The sequence below is a fragment of the Vibrio sp. B1FIG11 genome (genome assembly GCF_905175335.1).
In the GTDB taxonomy this organism is placed as follows: domain Bacteria; phylum Pseudomonadota; class Gammaproteobacteria; order Enterobacterales; family Vibrionaceae; genus Vibrio; species Vibrio campbellii.
The window spans coordinates 760,988-779,933 of sequence record NZ_HG992752.1 but is presented as its reverse complement, the minus strand read 5'-3'; the positions used below and the strand labels follow the sequence as shown (position 1 = coordinate 779,933).

The following is an 18,946-nucleotide window of genomic DNA, read 5'->3' as shown; positions in this document are numbered from 1 at the left end:
GACCTACGATGAAAAAACTACTTAAAACAAACCTGCTAATGACAGCTATAGCACTCAGCAGCTTTGTAGTTCATGCCGATACTGTTATCGCGCCATCACCAACAGCAAAGATGGACGGTGACAACAAAGTCATTGCGATTTACGGAAATTCGTATACACATTACAACAATAACTTAAATACTCGGCTACGTGATTTAACGCGATCTTTGTTGCCAAATAACGCAAAAGGTTACAGCTATCGAGGTATTACTATTTCAAGTGGTCGCTTAGGTTGGCATGAGCCAAACCTACGCTTTCAAAACACGTTGAAAGATTGGGATGTGGTCGTATTCCAAGGCAATTCAATGGAACCTATCACTAAAAAAGCGTCATCACGTGACTACTTTGAGAAATCGGCAAAAACCATGTCCGAAATCGCACATAATGCCGGCTCTAAAGTGGTTTATTTTATGACGTGGGCTCAACAATCCCGCCCAGAGCAGACAAGCGCGTTAGCAAATGCGTACCAAGATATCGCGAAAAAAACGGGGGGATATGTAGCGCCCGTAGGTTTGGCATTTGAACAAAGCATTAACCAATACCCAGAGATCAATCTTTATCATAGTGATGGTAAACATCCATCACTTGAAGGCACCTATCTAGCTGCATCAGTGTTCTTTGCAACGCTATACAATAAATCACCAGTGGGCGGCGCAATTCCAGTTGATACTGATATGTCTCCAGAAACCGCGAAAAAGTTGCAAACCATAGCATGGGAAACCGTTCAGAGGTTCCAAGATAACAAATAACGCCCTGATTGTGGTCTTCTGTCTACTCTGGCAGAAGACCATTTACCTTACAAAGATCACCTTTCAAACAGCAAAAAACAAAGCACTCATCCCCGTGTGTTAATCTTCTTATCAATACAACGAACTACGATTGAGCTTTATGAAAGACCATCTCGATTTGGACTCCTACAAACAATTGGCAGAGCAGCTTCAACCTTTTACTGACTCCGAAGCAGCGCTTAATACATTTATCATTGAGCACTTTGGTGAGTTGTCTTATTACGGCATCATCGACCTAGCTCAGAAAGCAAAAGTTAGCAAAGCGACGATAGGCCGCTATTTGAATAAGCTCGGATACACTGGTTATTCAGCATTTAAGCATGCATTAAAACAAGATTTAATCGCCCATGACATCGTTACACCAATCGATGCTAGCAAAGCCAAATCACAGGTTCAGGGCGCCAATACAAAAGAAGAAGCCTTGCGCTATATTTTCAATGTGAGCCAACTCATCGACCAGTTTGCTAAAGATTTGGACATTAACGAGCTTGAGAAACTCGCCAAATTGATCGCCGACAAAAGTCGCACCATTTATGTCGTCGGCCCTGCTTCATCGCGTGCGTTAGCGATTCACTTCTCAACACTATTGAAATACAACCGAACTGAAGTCATCTTATTGCCTCTCGATAAAGGCGAACTACCAAAAACACTGCTTGGCATAAAAGAAGAAGATGTCTTAATTGCCTTTTCTTACTATCGCTTTAACCCCGTTGTATTAGATATCACTAAATATTTCAATAGTAAAAATGCTCACGTTATCGTTATTACCAATACTCACTCGAATCCTTACGGTATCTATAGCAACGCACAATATGTGCTACCAAGTGACGTTGATTCAATCTTCCACAGTCGAACTATAGGCTTCTTGTTTGTTGAATTGCTCCTTTTTCTCGTACAACGTGAATCTAACGATGATGACAACTTTGAAGAGTTAGAGTCTCTGTTCAAATTCTTTGATGTATTCTCATCAATTGATCTTAAGTAGTGCTTTAAAGCTCGAGCTCTTCTCGGGATCAACAGGCTCCCCTCTCAATTAAATTGCTTTTAATATGAGCGCAGAGTTTAGCACTCATTTAAATTTAAACTTCTTTCTCTTCCTAAACATTAGTAATAGCCCGATAAAGCTTGTTATAACTAGACACAACATAACAATAAATCATGGAAGACAGACACAATGCCGATTCAATTTCATCATCTCACTGCCAACGCAAACACTTCTACCCTTTCTATTAATGATTGGCGGATTGAAACCGGGGAATCTTGGGGCATATTCAGCTCTGAAGGCGATATAGGTTCAATGCTTGGTGACTTGTTGTGTGGTGAGATAAAGCCTGAATCTGGTGAACTGAACATCGATGGTTACCGGATTGCTCAGGTATCTCTCTCCGAGCAACAACGACTGCTGGAACTAGAGATAGAAAAAGACGACACCGATTTTCTCGACCGTATTGACCAAGGGAGTTCCGTTTCTCGCTTGATTTATGAAGCGTGTAAAGATGAAGCACTCACGCAAGCTCTGATTGAAGACCTCGACTTATCGCATCTAGCAGAAAGCGGATTCAGAGTCCTATCAACGGGTGAAACACGGCGAGTCATGCTTGCAAGAGCACTCGCGGTAAAACCCGATCTGGTGTTGTTAGACAACCCGTTTACCGGTTTAGATGTCGAGCACCGTGCGTCATTAGCAACGTATCTCCAGACACTCTCTCAATCGGTACAAATGCTGATTACGTTTTCCCGTGAATCTGACATGCCCGACTGGATAGAACGTATTGCGCTGTTCAATGGTGGCAAGCTCGATAGCACCATGGACCGACAGAGCTGGGATCAGCACCCTATCATTGCACAGATAAAAGCGCAGTCAGAAAAACAAAGCGAGGAGATGATGGCGCTGATTCGTCAGCATCAGCACTCGACGCATTTCGACAACCCTATCTTTGAGTTAAAGAACGGTAAGGTGGATTACACTGAGAAAACCATTTTCACCGATTTGAATTGGCGTATCGATATAGGTCAACACTGGCAAGTTAAAGGCCCAAATGGCTGCGGAAAAAGCACATTACTAGGCCTGATTTTTGGTGATCATCCGCAATGTTACAGCAACGACATCCACATCTTTGGTAAAAAGCGTGGCAGTGGCGAGACCATTTGGGAAATTAAGCAGCACATTGGCATGGTATCTTCGGCGTTACACCTCCAGTACCGCGTGAACTGCAGTGCATTAGAAGTGATTCTGTCGGGCTTTTATGATTCCATTGGACTGTATTCTCAACCAAGCAAAAAAGAAATCAACATCGCGAAAGAGTGGCTGACGATTCTCCATATGGCGCAACACGAGAAGACCTCCTTTAAGCAACTAGAGTATAGTCAACAACGTTTATTGCTGATTGCTAGAGCAATAGTGAAACAGCCTACTCTGTTGATTTTGGACGAGCCTTATCAAGGCTTAGATTACTTAGGGCGAGTTCTTGTGAAAAATACACTAGAGCTAATCGCGAAAGAAAATCTAAGCCAACTTCTCTACGTTTCCCATTATCAAGAAGATGGCTTAGACAGTATTCAAAACTATCTTGAGTTTAAGTTCGATCAAGCGTCTCAATGTTACAAGGGGCACATCGAATAAACGTCTACTCTCTATTGTCAACCACTTCGGCATAAGGGAGTGGCTTGGCATAGAAGTAACCTTGATGAATGTTCACCCCTAGCGCTTTTAAGTGGTCCGCTTGCTCTTTTGTCTCTACGCCTTCTGCAACCAACTCAACACTTAAATCGCCAGCCAGCCTGACTATGGCGTGTAATACTGAGGAATTCACACTCTCAATCCCAATAGTATCGACAAAGCACTTATCGATTTTCAAGTAATCGACCTTCATGTGCTGCAATACGGCTAAGGCGGTTTGCCCTGTACCAAAATCATCGATAAGCACTTGAATACCGTGGACTCGCAGAGCAGCGATATGTTGAATGGCGTTACTGTCTATCAACTGCCTTTCGGTAATTTCAATCCCTAATTCGACGTTGTGTTGTTTTAAAGTACGATGAATGTTCTCAATTTTTCTTATCACATGGGAATCTGACAAATAACCAGGCGGTACGTTGACGCCCAAATGTATCGACTCTTCCAATTTAACTTTTGAGAAGTCTTCGCAGGCTTTATCCAACACAAAATCGGTTAGGCTTTCTACCAACCCACTCTCTTCTGCCACAGGTACAAATTCATCCGGTGAGATAAAACCTCTCAGTTTATGCGGCCATCGAATCAATGCCTCATAAACAAAAACTTTGCCTGTTTGAGCATCCACTTGAGGTTGATAGTAGAGCTTCAATTCACGCTTCCTGATTGCTTTTTTAAGCTCAGAGACCATGTTGCGCTGTGGATCGATAAAGCGACGGACGAGGAAAATGAGGAAATAGAAAACCAATAAAATAGGAATGGAAGAGAGTAAGTATGAGAAGCGTTGTTGCTCGACGTAATAGTCACTGGCCTCAATTAACCCTTCATAATCGAAACTGGTGGAGTGGTTGAGCGCAACTTCGTTCTCACCATCTTTCGTCGAATCCATTGGTGCAGACTCATCGCCAACAAAGATTGCAGTCCGCTTAAGTCTCAGGTCATTACGGTAGCCTATCGTGGCACCAAAATAGTCTCGGTCGACAATGGTGACCGCTTGATATTCTGGTTGAGCTTCACTCTTAGTGCTCAAGAACAAAACCTGATCTGGATAACCATTTACATGACCAAGTGACAGAGTCTCTGGGCGATACATTTGGATATAGTCATCCGCAGGACGGGATATCGCGCCTAGCTTTGATGAACAGATAATCTGATCGCCTTTTACAATCAGCATCTCATCGATGTTACGTTCGAACATCAAGTTTTGTTGTAACACTTCACAGCGCTCAGGACGCAGCAATGCTGTGCGATTCTCAGTTTCAATCTGATGAAAGATCTCATCTGCTACTTGGATGTTCTTATCGAGAATATGGTCAAGGTTTCGTTGAATACTTTGATGCGCTAAGTAGAGCACTTCTGCCGCAACTAACGGTATAGGCAGAAGAAAAATAATGGCTTTTTTCAAAAGCTCTTTCTTTATCATTTAAATATTGTCTCTTCTGAATAAAATTAGGTAGCGAAAGAGTAAGTAATGCTTTTCTATCAACTACTTATTAAGGCTCATTACTAAAAAGCACGACTACACCAATCCATTGATTGAGTATGGTTAACAAAACACAACGCAGCAAACATAACAATGACTTATTGATATGTGGCTCATTTCAGAGACGGAGTGTATCAACTTTCCTTACCCAAGCGCGATCCGTTAAGAGAAATTCACACAAAATTTTCCTATAGACTCTCTATTTTCAGCACTGCTGCTCGTCTGGTTCTAGCGTTTTTCGTATTGCGTAAACGCGAATGGCCTCATATCCCAAGACAGACGCGAACCTTTGGGCTGAGACAAACAAAATATTAATAGGCCACTTTCTCACTCTATGAGAATATCTATTTCTAATTATTTTCCTTTTCTCAGCTATTAAGAATTATAGTTGTTGCCTATCCATTATCACGTTACAACACGCTCATGACGACAAACAAAGCCAACGCTAACCAAGTCAACGAAAAGGCGCTGCAGTTGCTAATGCAAGTCGCAGTTAGTCAATTCCCAGTCTCTGCGAAAACGCTCAGTGAACAACTGAATGTGCCTTTAAGTAGTCTTTACCGGCACTTGAAGCTACTCAAAGAGTGGAACTTGATCGAAGAAAGCGTACACGACAAAACTTTTGTAGTTGGTCCTGCCGCCCTGCTGTTAATGCACAGCTATGAAACCGCTCAACACGGTTTGGATATGGTGGAAACCATTCTTGCTCGATTGGTTCAACAAACGGGTGAGATGGCGGCTTACATGGTGCCTTCTGGCTATCGTGCGCTTTGTGTCAGACAAAAAGAAAGTATGCAGGCGCTTCGATGCAGCTACGTCCAGGGTCAAAGTCAACCATTGCTTCGTGGCGCCTCATCTAAGGTGATGCTGGCTTTCATGCCTCAAAGCCGTTGCGAAAAAATCTTGCGTCATTTTGGACAAGATCATCGCCTCAGCGAGTGGGAACAAGAGCTTAGCACCATCCGTAAGAACGGATACGCTGTTAGTACATCAGAAATCGATCCTGGTGTATCTGGCATCAGTGCCCCAGTCATGAAAGGAAGTAAGTTGATTGGTGCGGTCTCGGTGATGGCTCCGGCTCACCGAGTCGAGAAGGATAAGCAGCGTATCATTTTGCATGTGTTGCAGGCAGCGAGGGCGTTGCCGCCAGAAAGGTAATTCACCATGTTGAGCTTTTTCAAACGTTACAAACTTCATCGAGCGAATAAATCAATCCATCACTACCCTTTTTCTTTTATGACGGTATGTGAACATTTAGCCCCGATGAGTCATGGAACGTTTGAATTAGCTGATCAAAGTCTTGAGAATGCCAGTGACTGGCTTTACCAACAGCATGACCAAGGCTCTGCTGCAAACCTTGGCCACTTTTCTCATCATCAAATTGAAACCGGCGATTTTCAAGAAGCATTGAGCTTGTCTCTCTCACGTCACTCAGTACCCGTCGTTTTGTCAAATTGCACCGAGGCGATGTTATCCATTCTGCCTGTTGTGGTCAGCAACAATGTCGAAGTTGGGATCATCCATATCGGTCACAAGATGAATCTTGACCCAACACTCGAGCCACGCGTCGGTTCTGCATTCCATTTTGCCCTCTCGCGATACCAAAATGTCCGTTTGTTCTTTGCAGGCACAAGCGAACAAGACACAAAACAAGAAGCATGGGAATACGCAGAAGATCAAGGCTGTGACTGGGTAACAGACCGTGAGTTTACATTCCGTTTCCGAAATCATTTGAAGCAGCAAGTCGGCAACTATCTTGATCACTGTGACCAAATCATAGTGTCGATTGATTTAGCGTCACTGCTTACTAAGAATCACCTTGATGGCACACCAGCGCTAGATATTCAGATGGTGCTGCGCATGATTCGCTTGTGTTTAGTATCAGGAAAAGTAAAAGCGATTCAATTAGTCGGAGACCGAGATCGCCTTGTGTATTCGAAGCAAACTAAAGCGATTCTTGAAGAGTTGTACCAAATTGCCCCCTTGATTGACCACGCGGCTTAACTTGTTTTTAAACGGATAAAGCCACAGACTCGTTGTGGCTTTGCCTTGAACACTCCAAATCACTCTTTTTACTTACTTTCTAACAAATTATTCCACCAAAAGTGTGACGCACTTCAGCCCAAGGTATTGAACTAAGATCACATTCAAGGTCTAATGCTTACATATGAACTTGGTACAACATACGAAATAAAAAACAACCATAGTTCAATAAGTAGGCGTGATAAAAAACATTCGCTAAATCATATTCTGTGAGTCCATTACTCACTTTCGCTTGGTGCCATTAAGTTCCACTAAATTTAGGACACTTGATGATGCGCTTTTTCAGCATTTTAAGTACAGCATTACTCTTCCCAGTAATGGCAGAGGCAAAAGTTTATGACCTGGCCGATATCGCCACTTTGAATGAAATCTGTGTGGGCGACACATTCAAAGTTCAGGGAACCACTTATACCTGCTCCAGTGCTATTCGTATCCCAGAAGGCGCTCATATTGAAAACTCAACTCAGCCTCAACAAACTGCAACCATCGTTGCCTATGGCAATGTCTTGCTCAAAGGGCAAAATAATATTGGCTCTGAAACAACGCCAATCAACATAAAGACAGAAGGCGCAAACCTAGAAATCGTCGTTGAAAATACAGGCCAACCGAGTCAGATAGTTGGTAATTTGACCTCACATGGTCTGCTTTCTATCGAAGATACGATTGTTTTTGGTGATATCAAGAGCTCTGGAGGCAGTATATCGCTTAAAGGGCAATCAAACTTTGTCTTCGGTGATATCCATGCCTTGAGAAAAGTTGAACTTGAGCAGACTCAGATAGAGGGCGACGTTTATGCAGGCTCTTCTAGCTCCAACATAGTAGACACTTCCCTATTAGCTAAAGACAGCGTCGTCAATGGCAACCTGACCAGCAATGGTAATATCAAGTTAGTTCAAGCAAAAGTTTGTGGTGACTTACAATCAATCGGCCAACACATCTCTTCAGAAGGTGGGCGAAACCTAATTGTTGGTAACACTAACGCATTCTCGACAGTAGACTTTAAGAATATAGATATCTTCGGAACCAAGAATTTAACGGACAGTGTTAAAGGTAATAAAGTCACCATTGATGCCATTAGTAACGTATACGCTCCGGAGTTGGCGGTAAATTCATTTCAGCAAGCCTCTCTCCAAGACACATCAATATGTGGCTTCATATACTCCGCAGTACCAGTCGCAACGGTCTCAAAAAACTATTGTGGCTTCGACGACTTAGACTGTACATATAGTAATCAGTTACCTAAACAGTGTCCTATGCCGGACGAGATTCCGATATGTGATATTACCCCCCCAACCGATGATGACTTCGACCTTGTCGTTACGCCGGCAGAGGATATGGCATTAATGTGTGGTGACGAATTGCCTCAGTTTACTGTAACCACAACCAATAATGGTGAAATGACAAGTGCTCACGTGTTGGCTTCTCTCTCTGATCCTAACCTATTCACCCTTGAGATGGTTGAAGGAAAGCAGAAGATTGATGACAATAACTTTATCTCAAAAGATGACGGTACGCTGATAGTCAAAGTCGTCCCTAACAACATTGATGCTATCGCTCTCGATGCAAACTATACCCTCACCTTTACCATGGTGGATGACACAAACAAAATGCAGACTGTGCAGTTTATGTTTACGCCATATATGTTCGAAGCCTACGCAGAGGACCTAAGTAGCCTTAAAGAAATCCACGTCATTGCTGGTAAATCACAGACCGTGGACACTCGCTTGTTGGCGTGTGCAACTACCGGTGAACAAGTCATTGCAACCAATTATGATGGCAAACCGCAAATCACTCATCCTCTGCTCAAACCCGCAGGTGGCAGCGAAGGTAACTTCAGTTATTCTGCAGATTTTAAAGACGGCCTCTCGAGTCACGGCTTAATCACGAATGAATCTGGATTGTTCTCGGTAAAAATGTCCGATAGGTTCGAGTGCTCAGGCTTCGCAGAATGTCCAGATGAAGGCTCCGTATACGTTGAAGGCACATTTGATGTGAAGTCTCGACCATGGACCCTAGCTATTTGTGACGGTTCAACCGCACTGGCTTCGGGTACCTCGAAAAGTGGCCCTGGTTTTATTGCCGCTGGAGAACACTTCTCACTGACCGTTAAACCCATCATCTGGCAAAGCGGTGGCTCTGTTACCGGTGAAGTTAATACAAAGAGTTATTGCAACGCAGACGTTACTCACAACTTTATGTTAGAAGACGCGCCCGCGGCGAGCATCGTCATCAGCAGTAAACAGAAGACACCGACCGAAACTGCAAACCAATCTGAGAAGTTACTGGAAAGTACCTTGGCACTCACTCGCAGCCACACCGAGAGTGAGAACTCTCAATACACCTTCTCCGGTTTGTACTGGGAGGAAGTTGGCAGCCTAAAGATCAAAGCCAGTTTAAGTGGCCAGTACCTTGATATGACGGTTAACACTGGCTTTCGAAATGTCGGTCGCTTCTACGCCAAATACTTTAAGGTGAGAGAAGCGGAATGGAAGTACCCGACGAAGCAAAACTTCATCTACATGAATCAACCATTTGAGGAGGTACGTTATGACGTGGTTGCCCTCAATGCGGAAAAACAAGACATCGAGAATTACGTCTATTTCAATGCCAGCCTCCGAGAGCATTTCCATTTGGGTGAATTGAGTGACTACGTCGATCGCTTCATTCCACCAGCAGCGCACTCGGTTGAGTGGAACTTGGTGGGCGACGCAAGTGTCGGCACGTTCACAATCAAAAAAGCCAGTGGTAATGCGACTTGCGACAATAGCCCGTGTTGGGAAAAGGATGAGACGGATGGTCAGTATCCAGATGGCCCATTCAACAAAGACTCCAATTCAACACAGAGTGAAATCGGCCTAACTCACACAAACGTCGTCGACGAAATACACTTCTTTGATGACCGACATATCTTAGAACAGCAACCGGATATCCGCTTTGGTAGGCTCAACTTTAAAGACGTTGGTGGCAACCAAGGCATGACAATTAAAGTTCCTCTGGATGTCGAAGTCTGGCAAAACGGCCGCTTTGTAACCCACTTTGAGGATAGCGCGACCAAAACAAATGGTGAGCACCATATTCGTACGCCAATTTGGTCCAACTCGGCCCCTAATAACACTTTGTTATCTGGCGAAGGTTCGATAATCGCAGGCAGAACCTACGGCATTATTGCCAGCCAAGTCGATTCGGCACGAGAGCAAGTTCGCTTCCATTTGGATTTGAGCAGTGCGGGGAATAACTTACCTTGGCTTAAGTACAACTGGGATAAGAGTGACGCAGACGAAGACAACCCACCAACAGTAGTAACCTTTGGTATCCATCGTGGTAATGACCGCATTATTTACCGCGGAGAACCGAATTTTATTGGGATGAATTAAAACCTTCGCCGCACAAAAAAACGCCCCTAACGTGAGGGGCGTTTTTTATTTTGTTCAATTATTTAGAAGAGCGACGCGCTTTCAAGCGTTTTACCATCGCTAAGCGACGCTCTGCAGAACCTTGGTCTGTTGCCGATTGGTTCGGGTTGTTACGACGGCCTTGGCGGTTCTTGAATGCAGGCTTTGAGTTTAGCTTCTCAATGTAAGATTCACGCTGTTTTGGCTCGTAACCCGCTAGCTCGATACGGCGAATGCGTTGCTGGATTAGGTTTTCAACCTGCACCACAGTTAGCTCTTCTTCGCGGTTAACAAACGATACGGCGTGACCTTGTTTACCAGCACGACCTGTACGACCGATGCGGTGAACGTAGTCTTCTGCGAGGAATGGCATATCGTAGTTCACTACGTGTGGTAGATCTTCAATATCCAGACCACGAGCAGCGACATCTGTTGCAACCATTACACGAGCTTTGCCTGTTTTGAATTCTTCTAACGCACGACGACGAGCGCTTTGTGCTCGGTCACCGTGACACACAACGGCTTTGATGCCATCTAGCTTAAGCTCTTTCACAACATCGTTCGCAGTTTCTTTGTAGTTTACGAACACTAAGACTTGCTTCCAGTTCTTGCGGCCGATTAGCTCAGAAAGAAGCTCTGTCTTGCGCTCTTGATCCACTGGGTAAAGTACGTGCGCAATAGTTTGTGCCGTTGTGTTTGCACGTTCTACTTCAATGCGCTTTGGCTTACGAAGGATGTCTTTCGCCAATAGGTTCAATTGGCTCGATGTTGTTGCTGAGAACATCATGATTTGTGGGTCTGTATCCACATCCATCATGATTTTACGTACAGCATGGATAAAGCCCATATCAAGAATACGGTCCGCTTCATCAAACACAAGAAACTCGATGTTCGCGACTGATACGTTACCTTGCTCGATGTGCTCTTCTAGACGACCAGGCGTCGCAACAAGAATATCCACACCACCTTCAAGCGCGGTAACTTGAGAAGACATCTTGCGCCCCCCAAAGATCGCCGCAACCGATAGGTCTGTGTACTTAGTGTATGCTTTGATATTGTCCGCGATTTGCTCTGCTAGCTCACGAGTAGGCGCCATGATCAGTGCACGTGCCGTTTTGCGAGATGCGCTGCGACCGGATTCCAATAACTGTTGAATCATAGGCAGAGAGAACGCAGCAGTTTTACCCGTACCCGTTTGTGCCGTTGCAAAAATATCATGACCTTTACGGGCCATTGGAATCGCCTTCTGTTGAATTGGCGTTAACTTCTCATAACCGCATTCTGCCAGAGCTTTAACCACTTCTGGCGCAAAACCTTGAGATGAAAATGACATTGAGCGTATTCCTTAAACAAATCACTAAATAGCTATAAAAATTTTAGCGGTGCACTATACCCGAATTCCAGTGATTTATCTCACTTTTCTCATGTGTTAGCGTAAAAACTCATGGAATTACGCACCACTCGATTCCGCATTCTTAATTTTACGCGTGCTTTTCCCTTATTGGATGAAGAAATACCGGTTTTTTCCCGACTTCTTCGCTTCATACATCGCCATATCCGCTTGATGCATTAACTCATCCAAGGTGCAGTTTGTCTCTTTGGCATAGCAACCACCAATTGAGGTCGTGACTTGATGGAACACATCAGGGCGAACCTCGATAGGGTCTTGAATCAGTTGAATCAAAGACGACGCGAAATGTTCTGGATCTTGCATATGTTCTTGACTGCTCAATAAAATAGCGAACTCATCGCCCCCTAATCGAGCAAGAAGCGCTTTACTGCCAAACACTCGCTGCATCACGGAAGCGACGTGTTGAAGGGTCTTATCGCCCGCCGCATGGCCGTATTCATCATTGATAAACTTAAAGCTATCAAGGTCAAGGTATATCAAGCACACCTCTCTACCCGCTTTCAAACATTGGGATAAAGTCTCCGATGCTTGGCTTTGAAAAGCGGCTCGGTTAACCAAACCAGTTAGACTGTCATGATGCGCTAAATAGTAAATGCGTTGGTTGTCCGAAAACGCGCGAAGCTGAAAGCGTGCGATGAAATAAGCCAGAACAATGCTCAGCACCACACCTACTTGCATTAACCACTTACGTTCATACTGCGAGTTACAGATCTGTTTTCTCTTACTAAAATCAACGTAAGAGACCAACTTCCAAGCTGTCGAGCTGTTTTCACTCACATGGTAATCCTGAAAACAGTATGGATTGATGCGATCCACTGCTCCAACCGATTCAATCGTTATGATGCCCTCATCTGTTTCAATTTGTCCGGATAGCGTATTTCGAATTTGATCGTCTAACTCTGGGTAATCAGCGTAAATGGTTTCGCCTTGTCGATCGTCGTACATGAACGCAAACTCAGCCTCGCGGTGCTCTTTATTGAACAGATAGAAACCATCTCGATTGAGAAGCATGTAGTTCGTGCCCCTATCAAGGTTGAACAATTGCATGCCTTCCATAAGATACTTCGCCAGGTAGTTCACCACCACGATACCGCGTTTATTGCCGCTTTCATCTAGCACGGGCGTAGCTAGCCGGATCATCGGCTTCACAGGCACTTCAATCTGCCCGTGTTCCATATTCAAATCCAGAGGCGAAACATAAATCCTGCGACAACCCAGTTGAAGCGCTTCTGAGAAATAGTAACGATGACGTTTATTTTGAAGTTGTCCTTCTGAGACCACTTGGGATTGGCCATGATTAAAGTTGATTCGCACAACTTCATTGCCTTCCAAATCAATGTAGCGCAACTGGTCGTAAACTTCTTTTCGTTGGCTTACTGCTTCTAGAATCGAGCTTAAACGAGAAAGCTGTGCACTGCGCTGCTCATCCAAAGGAAGATCGGTAATCTCATAAACTCGCTTTGCGGACATAATGTCAGCCAACAATGCAGTCTCGCGGACAACCGAACTCATCACCCACTCGATGTATTGCTTCTTACCCTGTAACAACGCTTTTTGTTGCACACGAATGTTGCTCTTTTCCGCTTCTTCAGACGCAGATGTATCGTAGTGAATGATGGCACCAAACACCGCGACCAGCAGGAAGAAGATCACAACAAAACGCAGGCAGAAGAACTTAAGTTTTGAGAAAGATAAGGCAGGATTCAAGCGCTCTCCGGTTTCTTATGCAGTAAGAAAACCAGCGATTATAGTGATACAAATCACATACAGATAGATTTGTGACGATGATAGTTTTCTATCGTCTCAATAATGAAAAGCAATCAAAAAGACCCGAGCATTTGCTCAGGCCTTGTTCAATCTTAGTGGGCGTCTATTCTGAGATACCACAAAGCTTAAGTAGAATCGCTTCCAACTGATCCCAAGGCATCAACTGAGAATCAATCACTTCAAGGCGTGATTCAAAGCCCTGCAGGCTCATTTCATTGACTGAAACCACACCATTAGCAACGTTAAACGCGTAGCAACCTTGGTCAGTGTTCATCACCGCTTTGACACGTTCAGCCGTTAGCTCAGATAGCATAGAGAACAGTTGATCAAAGTTGAACGAGTATTCCGCGCCAAACAACCAACCGCAGCTGAAGTAACCCTGACCTTTATTCTCTTTACGGATAAACGCTTCACCCGGTGGCAGTTGGAATTGAGGCTCTTGGTGAGCATGATCATGATGATGCGCTTCAATATGAGAAGAAGCACTGCCGTGCACACGTTCAATGTCCAACACTTCAATTGGCAAGTCACCGTCGTGAATCAGCTTGCTGAACACTTTCGAAGGCGTTTGATCAGTCACCCAGTCGTTGAACACATCGATATCGTGGCTTGTACACAGGTCAACTTTGCTACCAATGACCACGTCTGCGCTATCAAGCTGGTCGACAAAGTTTTTATTAGAAAGGTACTTCTCGTTACTTAGGTTACGCGGGTCCACAAGCGCAATCGTTGCCTTAAGATCCACGTACGGCTGGTACTGCTCAGAGGTTAGTGTCGCAACCACTTGCTTTGGATGGCCCAAGCCCGTTGGTTCAATAAGAAGACGATCTGGGTTCTGGCGCAGCAAAGCCGTGATACCAACAGACATAGGTACGCCTGCCGTGCAGCACATGCAGCCACCCGGTACTTCTTTGATCATTGCACCTTGGTCAGTCATCATCGCACCATCGATACCTATCTCACCAAACTCATTCACCAACACCGCCCAGTTTTCATTTTCTGGTTTGTTTTTCAGTAAGTTCAGGATAGTCGTAGTTTTACCGACGCCAAGAAATCCCGTCAGTATGTTAGTAGGTACTCGATGTGACATGCTCTTCTCCGACAAGCTTGTGCTTTAATGCTTGTCCAAAGTATACGGAGAATGTGAGATGCTTCAACGCTTTTTATCGCGAGGGTCTAAGCCTTTATGCAGCGCTTCCGCTTTTGTCTGTTGAGCTTGTTGGTAATAACCGAACGCATCGGCATTTTTGACACCAGAAAGGTGCATGCTGGTGTGAATCACACAAGTAAAGAACGCGACAATCGCTACAAGGATAGGAAGCAGTCCGAGGGTGTTTTCAAATTTTAAAGCGGCAATAGCCAAAGCGAAAACAACCGCAGAGGAAAGCGCAATGATCTTACTTCTATTGCTTTTCATGATAGTTCGCCTTATTTGAACGAGAGATCAAAGTGAGTCAGTATTACTTCTCCACTTCACGCCTCAATGCTACTCCTTTCATACTCCACAAAATTTGAGCGACTTAACAGATACAAAAACACCGAGCTCGTTCATCGCTCGGTGTTGGCGTAAAGACCTGAGCTTGTTGTACTGTTTAACAAATCTGTCCGGCAGTGACAGCTATGTCAGATTCGTTATCGATCACGGCTTGAGCTAACAACGCTAACCCTTCCACAATCACATCCAATGACATCGTTGGCTGACTACCGGAAACGTCTTGCTCGGGTAAAAGAGGAATATGCACAAAACCATGTCGAACCGATTTATCGCGTAAATAATGCTGAATGCCATAAAATAGGTGATTACACACAAATGTCCCTGCCGTGTTCGAGACTTGGCATGGAATATTTGCCTTGTGCAAAGCGCTCGTGATCGCCTTAATGGGTAGCGTGGTAAAGTACGCGTCTGGGCCATCTAGGATTACCGGCTCGTCAATGGGTTGATGGCCACCATTATCAGGAATGCGGAAATCATCCACATTGATCGCCACACGTTCCGGCGTAATTGCAGCACGCCCAGCTGCCTGCCCTACTGTAATCACAATGTCTGGCTGATATTGCTCAATCGCATTAACCACGGTATTAATAGATTCATAACGTGTTACGGGTACTTGGCAAATCATCACCTCACCACCATCGAGTTTTTTGCCATCAAGTCGCTTTACTGCTTCTAAAGCAGGGTTGATGGATTCACCACCAAATGGTTCAAAACCTGTCATTAACACTTTCTTCATCGGGCTATTTTCTCTTGATAGTAAAACTCAATGGTTGAGGCTCGAATTTACAATAACTTAGTGTCACAAAGCCAAGTATTATCGCATCGCGGCGGTGGTCTACCCAAACTTGTGACTCACATTTGGTGTAAAATTAGAGTCAGGCCCTATCTTGAACTTGCGAGGCCATGTTCTGCCGAGCAAATCCTCACTTGGTTTCTAATGGTAAGTTAGGTAGAGTACGCGACCATTGAACATCTGCAATTCAAAGAGATTGAAGACAATGAACATTGATAATCACGTTATCGAAACATTGGAAGAGCTAGAAGCTTTCCTACACCTAATTGAAAGTGGCGCGCTAGGTCTTGAAGGCGTCGCTGGCGTAGCATTAGCGACAACCAACACAGATGGTCGTCCATTTGTTGCAGTACTAGATGACAAGCATCAGCTAGTTCTTGGCCGTTGGGTTTCTCAACACGTTTACGAACACGGTAAAGACATCGTTCGTCACGGCCCACAGCGTAAGCACTAATCCTGCGTTTAATTGACAAAAAGCTCGCTTATATCGCGAGCTTTTTTGTACTATCTGTCAGGCATTTCAGCTCATTCCTACAATGCCCGCTGGCTTTCTAAGCTATTGTTCAAAAATAAAAAATAAGCTTGTCTGCATGGTAAGCAGTCGTGACATTTCGCTGACAAAGCAAGCTGGGAAATTCCTAGAATTTATCTCGGAGGCGATTTCTAATTGTCGTTTCCGGACACCATCGCAGAGCAGTTTTCCTACTCGCTCTGTTTGCCCCGTTTAGCCCGCTTGACAGCCTTGGGTTACACGGGGCTTTTTTATTTCTTACCGTGTAAATGGCAGTTGGGCAGAAACACGTTAGAGAAAGTATCTTTAAGCCATAGTCGTTTATTAATTCTTTGAGCCACTGAGTGCCTGAGGTCTATAACCTAGTGAACCTAAATAAACACCTTGCTCTAAAAGTAGTTTTTCAAAAAATGGTAATAGTGGTCCAAAATTTTCATTTAACGTGCTTTGAGAGCTTACGCCCTGTTAAAGTTTGAACAACGCAACACCGAAGATATCGAACATCACTCCACAAACAAAAACCTACGCATGGTGAAAATACCACGCGTTGCGAATCCCTCTTGAGCAATTTGTTATGTGTCTGACCTGAGTTCTTCGATGACTTTTCGGGCATCAATTAAAGAAGCGCCTGTTTCCTCTCGATAAAGCCGCATCGCTTTTAGCTTGTTACCTGATTTGACAGCATCTAACACCTGTACTGGCACACCGAAGTGTTTATCTACGGACAAACCAGAACGCTCAAGTAAGAAGTCTATCTTACGTTCCAGTAATTTATGCTTGTATTTCATCGCAGATAACTCTCCGTGACCGATGAATATCAACAACACAAAAAATACGATTAAAACTGACCACTCCACAATATCCCTCCTTAGATACTAATAATTCTAAATGGTGACTTCCCGCGTTGATGCATAACGCCTATTAGCCGAAACATTGTCACCTTTGGCTCTTACATAATGCACTTTTAAGCATATTGCCTCAATTAGTAATCAATAGGTTAAGAAACTTAAAGAATACTGGGCCGCAAATATCGACCAAGAACGGGATTGCTAATTTGTCAATTCAATCGGATAAGTTTGACTAGGCCAGAATCTGGTTAACAAGATATGAATAAGTAAAGTATGGGGAAAAATGAGGCAAAGCACATTGCTATAGTTTGAAAAGCTAAGTATCGCTGGTACGGCAAGGGACAAAAAGAGTCAGCCCGACAGCCTGACTCTTTTGTATGAAGGTAGTTGATATTGCTCAAAAGATTGAAGGGACTTTGGTCGGACCTATCCGTTTATTATTGAGGCTGGTGCCCGGTCTTTTTCACAAACTTTTGCATCGCCTCTGCAAACGTTGTTGTGCCGCCTTTGGCTTGAACCTGAATCACCTTGTACCCCATCTTTTCCAACGCTTGGCGTTCTGCCAAAACCGCTTTGTCATTTTGTTGGCTACCTTGCGCGGGCTGATGAAGGTAACACCCTTCTAGTTGGCCATCTTCAACCAATTGGTGGTGTTTCAGTGCATTGATATCAAAATTCATGTTCAATCTTTTATTTAAAAATGGGGAGTTGCTGGAGCAGGTTACATACGCTTTAAAGGCTTAACAACACTATCTAAGCCTTCAATTTTTAGTGCGAGGCAGAGTTTTAGCAGTTCGCCTAGCTCCCCTTCCGGAAAACCTTTTTTATCGAACCAGAGCAGGTACTCTTCTGGAAGATCAATAAGCACACGCCCAGCGTATTTGCCAAACGGCATTTGCATTCGAGCGAGTTTAATAAGGTTTTCTTTTTCTAACATATACTGCGGGGTCTATTGGGATAAATCTTGGCTAAGAGTAACACCCAAGCGATCGACCCACCAGTTAATTGCATCTTTGGCATCGTCTAAAGAATCAATCATGGTTGAGAAGTCTTTGTTTCCTGCTTGACGATCAATTGCAGCAAACAGCGGTGTATCACTTTCTGAATCACTCACAAGTAACTCCACTGTCGCGGAACCTACATTGGTGTGCTCCCCTGTCGTGATTTTTGATATGGTAGAAATCCCCAAGCCAACCGGCAGAATGCTTGAGGTAACCGCAAGAACAGGATTCGGCGTTTCTACATTACTAACGGCAATACTCAAACGAAGTGTTTTTTCACCGGGTTGGTCGACAATCTTTTTGACTGGTGAGATGCGCGCTTTTAGCTGATCGACCATGTATGTCGTCAATTCATTGATTTCTTCATCATCGAGCTCAGATTCTTGAACCACGACCATCACTCGATCAATCACTACGCTGTCGTATTCATCCATTTTCTCTTTCAAACGAGTAGCATCGCGCAAGCCTACTCTCGCCCAAACGAGATCGACCCCACCCTCTGGACCAGGACGAAAATCTTCATAACTGGTGAATTTCGTCGCACTGACGACAGGGCCACCAGCACATCCACTCAAGATGAAACCCAGAGATACAACTACCGTTGTCTTAAACAAGCGCTCAACCAATAACTTAAACATACCCACTCCTCAAACTTTGAATATACAGTTTATCATTCCATATAAAATTGACCAGTATTTATT

Annotated in this window: 17 protein-coding genes; 7 read left to right on the top strand and 10 right to left on the bottom strand. The window is 44.2% G+C overall.

Annotated features, from left to right (window positions below; genetic code table 11):
* Window positions 1-8 precede the first annotated feature (8 nt).
* From KHO06_RS20385 to modF, 3 genes are all read left to right on the top strand, one after another.
* Window positions 9-788, top strand: coding sequence for a DUF4886 domain-containing protein (locus KHO06_RS20385; RefSeq protein WP_212583260.1), 780 nt, complete (start codon window positions 9-11; stop codon window positions 786-788).
* Between the two features lie 139 nt (window positions 789-927).
* Window positions 928-1,812, top strand: coding sequence for a MurR/RpiR family transcriptional regulator (locus KHO06_RS20380; protein WP_212583259.1), 885 nt, complete (start codon window positions 928-930; stop codon window positions 1,810-1,812).
* 189 nt (window positions 1,813-2,001) lie between these two features.
* Window positions 2,002-3,450 carry a molybdate ABC transporter ATP-binding protein ModF gene (gene modF / locus KHO06_RS20375; RefSeq protein ID WP_212583258.1) on the top strand — a complete coding sequence of 483 codons (1,449 nt, stop codon included), beginning with the start codon at window positions 2,002-2,004 and terminating at the stop codon, window positions 3,448-3,450.
* Window positions 3,451-3,454: 4 nt separating this feature from the next.
* On the opposite strand, the gene KHO06_RS20370 is transcribed toward modF, so the two are convergent.
* Entirely contained in the window at window positions 3,455-4,924 is a 1,470-nt protein-coding gene (locus tag KHO06_RS20370; RefSeq protein WP_212583257.1) for an EAL domain-containing protein, read from the bottom strand.
* Between the two features lie 483 nt (window positions 4,925-5,407).
* Between KHO06_RS20370 and KHO06_RS20365 the strand changes: the two genes are divergently transcribed.
* The 3 genes from KHO06_RS20365 to KHO06_RS20355 all read left to right on the top strand — a co-directional run bounded on the left by KHO06_RS20365 (window position 5,408) and on the right by KHO06_RS20355 (window position 10,401).
* Window positions 5,408-6,142 (top strand): IclR family transcriptional regulator, encoded by a 735-nt coding sequence (locus KHO06_RS20365; RefSeq protein ID WP_005442559.1) that lies wholly within the window; start codon window positions 5,408-5,410, stop codon window positions 6,140-6,142.
* Between the two features lie 6 nt (window positions 6,143-6,148).
* Window positions 6,149-6,988: an arginase gene (locus KHO06_RS20360; protein WP_212583256.1), complete on the top strand. Its 840-nt coding sequence runs from the start codon at window positions 6,149-6,151 to the stop codon at window positions 6,986-6,988.
* Window positions 6,989-7,296: 308 nt separating this feature from the next.
* A complete protein-coding gene (locus tag KHO06_RS20355; protein WP_212583255.1) occupies window positions 7,297-10,401 on the top strand; it encodes a polymer-forming cytoskeletal protein in 3,105 nt (1,034 codons plus the stop codon).
* Window positions 10,402-10,459: 58 nt separating this feature from the next.
* Here the strand turns inward: KHO06_RS20355 and KHO06_RS20350 are convergent, their stop codons facing one another.
* The 5 genes from KHO06_RS20350 to pcp form a co-directional block, all read right to left on the bottom strand.
* The gene (locus tag KHO06_RS20350) at window positions 10,460-11,752 is read right to left on the bottom strand and encodes a DEAD/DEAH box helicase (RefSeq protein WP_005433606.1); all 1,293 of its coding nucleotides are present in this window, start codon (window positions 11,750-11,752) and stop codon (window positions 10,460-10,462) included.
* Between the two features lie 165 nt (window positions 11,753-11,917).
* On the bottom strand, window positions 11,918-13,537 hold the full coding sequence (locus KHO06_RS20345; protein ID WP_212583254.1) for a sensor domain-containing diguanylate cyclase: 1,620 nt from the start codon (window positions 13,535-13,537) through the stop codon (window positions 11,918-11,920).
* Window positions 13,538-13,700: 163 nt separating this feature from the next.
* Complete coding sequence (locus KHO06_RS20340; RefSeq protein WP_005433589.1) at window positions 13,701-14,687, bottom strand: GTP-binding protein; 987 nt, start codon at window positions 14,685-14,687, stop codon at window positions 13,701-13,703.
* A 63-nt stretch (window positions 14,688-14,750) separates the two neighbouring features.
* A complete protein-coding gene (locus KHO06_RS20335) occupies window positions 14,751-15,014 on the bottom strand; it encodes a hypothetical protein (protein WP_045454738.1) in 264 nt (87 codons plus the stop codon).
* Window positions 15,015-15,189: 175 nt separating this feature from the next.
* Window positions 15,190-15,828, bottom strand: a complete 639-nt coding sequence (gene pcp / locus KHO06_RS20330; protein ID WP_212583253.1) for a pyroglutamyl-peptidase I — start codon at window positions 15,826-15,828, stop codon at window positions 15,190-15,192.
* 262 nt (window positions 15,829-16,090) lie between these two features.
* Here pcp and KHO06_RS20325 point away from each other — a divergent pair, with 262 nt between their 5' ends.
* Window positions 16,091-16,339: a hypothetical protein gene (locus KHO06_RS20325; protein WP_005433595.1), complete on the top strand. Its 249-nt coding sequence runs from the start codon at window positions 16,091-16,093 to the stop codon at window positions 16,337-16,339.
* 629 nt (window positions 16,340-16,968) lie between these two features.
* On the opposite strand, the gene KHO06_RS20320 is transcribed toward KHO06_RS20325, so the two are convergent.
* The 4 genes from KHO06_RS20320 to KHO06_RS20305 all read right to left on the bottom strand — a co-directional run bounded on the left by KHO06_RS20320 (window position 16,969) and on the right by KHO06_RS20305 (window position 18,883).
* The gene (locus tag KHO06_RS20320) at window positions 16,969-17,253 is read right to left on the bottom strand and encodes a hypothetical protein (protein WP_045420471.1); all 285 of its coding nucleotides are present in this window, start codon (window positions 17,251-17,253) and stop codon (window positions 16,969-16,971) included.
* A 428-nt stretch (window positions 17,254-17,681) separates the two neighbouring features.
* The gene (locus KHO06_RS20315; RefSeq protein WP_005433603.1) at window positions 17,682-17,924 is read right to left on the bottom strand and encodes a hypothetical protein; all 243 of its coding nucleotides are present in this window, start codon (window positions 17,922-17,924) and stop codon (window positions 17,682-17,684) included.
* Window positions 17,925-17,965: 41 nt separating this feature from the next.
* Window positions 17,966-18,181: a DUF3820 family protein gene (locus KHO06_RS20310; RefSeq protein ID WP_005433583.1), complete on the bottom strand. Its 216-nt coding sequence runs from the start codon at window positions 18,179-18,181 to the stop codon at window positions 17,966-17,968.
* A gap of 12 nt (window positions 18,182-18,193) precedes the next feature.
* Window positions 18,194-18,883 carry a DUF3313 domain-containing protein gene (locus KHO06_RS20305; protein ID WP_045395538.1) on the bottom strand — a complete coding sequence of 230 codons (690 nt, stop codon included), beginning with the start codon at window positions 18,881-18,883 and terminating at the stop codon, window positions 18,194-18,196.
* Between the last annotated feature and the right edge of the window lie 63 nt (window positions 18,884-18,946).